Origin of the sequence: Streptomyces phyllanthi, from assembly GCF_009377205.1 — a bacterium.
In the GTDB taxonomy this organism is placed as follows: domain Bacteria; phylum Actinomycetota; class Actinomycetes; order Streptomycetales; family Streptomycetaceae; genus Streptomyces; species Streptomyces phyllanthi.
On record NZ_VJZE01000641.1, the window covers coordinates 1 to 4,053 of the forward strand.

At 73.7% G+C, this 4,053-nt stretch carries 4 protein-coding genes; 2 read left to right on the forward strand and 2 right to left on the reverse strand.

Annotation, left to right across the window (positions count from 1 at the left end; genetic code table 11):
- The coding region (locus FNH04_RS42625) for a phospho-sugar mutase (RefSeq protein WP_152791608.1) at positions 1-1,145 on the forward strand (1,145 nt) is incomplete at its 5' end.
- Positions 1,146-1,278: 133 nt separating this feature from the next.
- On the opposite strand, the gene FNH04_RS42630 is transcribed toward FNH04_RS42625, so the two are convergent.
- Positions 1,279-3,018 (reverse strand): hypothetical protein, encoded by a 1,740-nt coding sequence (locus tag FNH04_RS42630; protein WP_152791609.1) that lies wholly within the window; start codon positions 3,016-3,018, stop codon positions 1,279-1,281.
- An 88-nt stretch (positions 3,019-3,106) separates the two neighbouring features.
- Positions 3,107-3,739 carry a PH domain-containing protein gene (locus tag FNH04_RS48325; protein WP_322725476.1) on the reverse strand — a complete coding sequence of 211 codons (633 nt, stop codon included), beginning with the start codon at positions 3,737-3,739 and terminating at the stop codon, positions 3,107-3,109.
- A 55-nt stretch (positions 3,740-3,794) separates the two neighbouring features.
- On the opposite strand from FNH04_RS48325, the gene FNH04_RS48330 reads away from it, so the two are divergent.
- Positions 3,795-3,980 carry a hypothetical protein gene (locus tag FNH04_RS48330; protein ID WP_152791610.1) on the forward strand — a complete coding sequence of 62 codons (186 nt, stop codon included), beginning with the start codon at positions 3,795-3,797 and terminating at the stop codon, positions 3,978-3,980.
- Positions 3,981-4,053: the final 73 nt, after the last annotated feature.

Genomic DNA, 4,053 nt, shown 5'->3' on the forward strand with positions numbered 1-4,053 from the left:
GCTCCCAGATCGTTCCCCCCGCCGACGCCGACATCGCCGCCGAGATCGACGCCGTACGGTCCCTCGACGACGTCCCCCGCCCCACCACCGGCTGGGACACCCTCGACGACACCGTCCTCGACGCCTACCTGGCCCGCACGGACGCCGTCCTCGCCCCCGGCTCGCCCCGCAGCGCCCGCACCGTCTACACGGCGATGCACGGCGTCGGCCGGGACGTCCTCCTGGCCACCTTCGCCCGCGCGGGCTTCCCCGCCCCCGAACTCGTCACCGAACAGGCCGACCCCGACCCGGACTTCCCCACCGTCGCCTTCCCCAACCCGGAAGAGCCGGGCGCCATGGACCTCGCGTTCGCGAAGGCCCGCGCGACGGACCCCGACCTGGTCATCGCCAACGACCCGGACGCCGACCGCTGCGCCGTCGCGGTCAGGGACGGCGAGGACTGGCGCATGCTGCGCGGCGACGAGGTCGGCGCGCTCCTCGCCACGCACCTGGTGAGCCGCGGGGTGACCGGCACCTTCGCCGAGTCCATCGTCTCGTCCTCCCTCCTCGGCCGGATCGCCGCGAAGGCGGGCCTCTCCTACGAGGAGACGCTCACCGGCTTCAAGTGGATCGCCCGCGTCGAGGGTCTGCGCTACGGCTACGAGGAGGCGCTCGGCTACTGCGTGGACCCGGACGGCGTACGCGACAAGGACGGCATCACGGCGGCGCTCCTGATCACCGAGCTCGCGTCCGTCCTCAAGTCCGAGGGCCGCACGCTCCTCGACCTCCTGGACGACATCGCGGTCGAACACGGCCTGCACGCCACGGACCAGCTCTCGGTCCGTGTCCAGGATCTCTCGCTCATCGCCGACGCCATGCGACGCCTGCGCGAACAGCCCCCGGCCGGCCTCGCGGGCCTGCCCGTCACAAGGTCCGAGGACCTGACCCGGGGTACGGACACGCTCCCGCCCACGGACGGCCTGCGCTACACCCTCGACGGCGCCCGCGTGATCGTCCGCCCCAGCGGCACCGAGCCGAAGCTCAAGTGCTACCTGGAGGTCGTGGTCCCGGTGGCCACGCACGCCGACCTGCCCACGGCGCGCGCGAAGGCGGCCGACCTGCTGGCAACGCTCAAGCGCGACCTCGCCCAGGCGGCGGGCATCTGACCGCACCCGCCCCACGGCGAAGCGCCGTCCCGGAGCGAGTCCGCCCCACAGCGAAGCCCCGGCTCACCAGCCGGGGCTTGCGCGGACGACCGGGGGTTGTGCACAGGTGATTCCCGGAGGTCTCCAGGAGTCCTCAAGGCACCAGCACCAACGCCACCACCAACACCACTGAGAACAGAACCCCCACCGGCCACAGCGGCCGCCCCCGCTCCCGCTCCCCGCTCTCCTCGACGGGCCGCAGCACGGGGTCGTCCCGCATGGCGGTGATCTCGGCGACGACCTTCTCGTACGGGTGGACCAGCCCGAACCTGCGCTGCAGCCACGGCCACCGGGGCCCATGGGTCGACCATGGTGTGAACCGCGCCCGGCGGCTGTCCAGCTTCAGTTCGGTGCCCTTGTACTGGACGGTCATGAGGTGGTCCCACGCGATGTGCCGCGCCCCGAGCAGACCGCTGACCCACAGGCCCGACCGGTCGGCGGTGACCCGCCACGCGACCGCCCCGGGCACCGCCAGCACACCGATGACGCCGAGGACGGCGGCCCACCCGTACCGCCACGCCCCGCTCTCGCTCAGCACCGCCTGGGCGCCCCACAGCACCAGCGCCAGACAGGTGAGCCAGTCCAGCGGGCCCGCCCGCCAGCGCCGTACCGCCCCCGTCTCCAGCCGCGCCGCCCCGGCCGCGACGGCCGCGTCCCACCGCTCCGCGTCCGCGGCCTTCCGCGCCACGGCCCGCTTCTCACCGGCGGCCCGGCGCCGTACGGCCCCCTCGGACAGCGGCCGCACCGGTCCGACGGACCACTCCACGACCGGCCGCTCGTCGGGCTGCTCGTCCGGCTCGTCCGGTTCCTCGGGCGGCGCGCTGACCAGGACGACCTCGGCGCCGTCGTAGGGCAGCCCGTACAGGACGGCCTCGCGCAGCGGTCCGGGCGCCGGATCGTCGAGGAGCCGGTCCAGCTCATCGTCTCCGACCAGCTCGTCCTCGTCTCCGCCGCCTTCGCCGTCGTGGTCCTCGTCCTCCTCATCCTCCTCGTCGTCCTCGTCGTCCGACTCCTGGACCGACACGGTGAACAGCGGCCGCACCCCTTCCAGGTCGTCGGCCGCGCAGACCTCGGAGTCGCCGATCGCGTCGTCCCGCATGAGGACCCGGAACACCGGCACGGGTCCCGTGCGCAGTACGGCGGCCCGGTGCCGCCCCAGCCATCCGGAGAGCAGCGCGGTGAGTCCGAGTCCGACGGAGAGGAGCCCGGTCATCCGGTTGCCCTGCTGCTCCACGGCCAGGCCCCACAGGGACGCGGTGCTCATCAGGAGCATCCCCAGCGCGAGCAGGACGACGCCGAGGCCCAGCAGGAACCTCCCCCGAGGCACCGGCCTCCCCGTGTCGGGCAGGGCGGCGGTGACACCCCCGGCGGCGCTCAGAGCGGCCTTCCGCTGCCGTCTGCGGGCGGCCAGCCGCAGCTCCACGGCCATCCACGTCGCGACCAGGAGCAGCACCGCGGGCACGATCAGCGCCCACGAGAACGGCTGCCAGAGCATCACCACGACCAGCGCGGGCGCCGACACCCGTACGACCTCGGGCCGTAGGAACACCCAGACCACCTGAAGCGGGATCAGCGCGGCGAAGAAGGGGCGCACACCCGCGAACGTCACCAGGCAGAAGCCCGCCAGCGCGGCGACAGCGGTCGCCAGCAGCACATACCGGGGCCGCGTCCGTACCGGCACCCACCCGGGCGGCAGCGCCCGCGTCCAGCGGCGCGCCGACTCGCCGTTCCACGGAACGCACCCCTCGGGCACGGCTGACCGGGCGAGTCGCCGCAGGGGGTTCTGCGGCTGCTGGGGCTGCTGGGGCTGCTGGGGCTGAAGATTCGTACTCATCGCTCTCAAGACCTTAGGACCGCCGGACCGCCGGGGCACCGCTGTTCGGACGATCCAAGCGCAGGCGGCTGTGAGCGGGAGCGGCTCCTCACCCCGTCACAAGCAGGATCACCAGCAGCACCGCCCCCGCGATCGCCGGTCCCATGACCTCCCACGACCACCGCACGCTGGGTTCGCCCTGCGAGTCCGCCGCCCCTGCCCGGCTCTCCCACAGCGCGCGCAGGTCGTCCATGATCTGGTCGGACGGCGCACGCACGGGCCCGGTCAGCAGGGACGTCCGTCCGCTGAGGTCCGTCTGGGTACCCGCCCGGCCGCCCTTGGCCTGGGCCTGCCGCCGGTTGGCCTTGTTGCGGGCGCGGAGCGAGACGGGGACGGACCAGAGCTGGTACTTGGTGCCGGACTCGTCGACCACCTCGTTCGAGTAACCGGAGCGCAGCGAGGCGACGGTGGCCCAGGGCAGCACGATCACCCGGAACGGGTTGCGTACGCGCAGCCGGTCCTCGTTGGCGAAGACGGCGGGCCGCAGCGAGAAGGCGATCACCAGCGGGACGGCGCAGAGCAGCGCGGCGAGCGCCAGCCAGGGGGTACGGCCCTGGCCCACGACGAGCGCGTCGATCCCGAGCCAGCCCGCGACGGCGAGCAGCAGTACGCCGCCCGCGATGCCCCCGGACGAGCGATAGACCCGGTCCTCGTACGCGGACTTCGGGTCCCCGGAGGACACCGAGCCGGCCGAAGATCCCCCGGAGGCCGAAGAACCCGAGGACGCCGGAGACTCCGTGGGCCTCGAGGACGCCGAAGCCCCCGAGGACTCCGAAGACGCCGAGGACTTCGCAGATCCGTCCGATGTCCCGGCGGGCCTCGCGGATCCTCCGGTCCCGGACGTCCCCGCAGTGCCCGAAGTCCCCGACTTCGGGTCGGACTCGGGCGCGGACTCGGGCGCGGACTCCCGCTCGGGCGGCTGACGGTCGGGGCTGGTCATGCTCCCGATTCTGCCCGACGGCTCCGCCCGCCCCCGCCGGCGGTACCCCACCGCAC

Excerpts from the sequence above, each read along its gene's own strand:
- FNH04_RS42630 (WP_152791609.1), bottom strand. The coding sequence starts at position 3,018 with ATGAGTACGAATCTTCAGCCCCAGCAGCCCCAGCAGCCCCAGCAGCCG.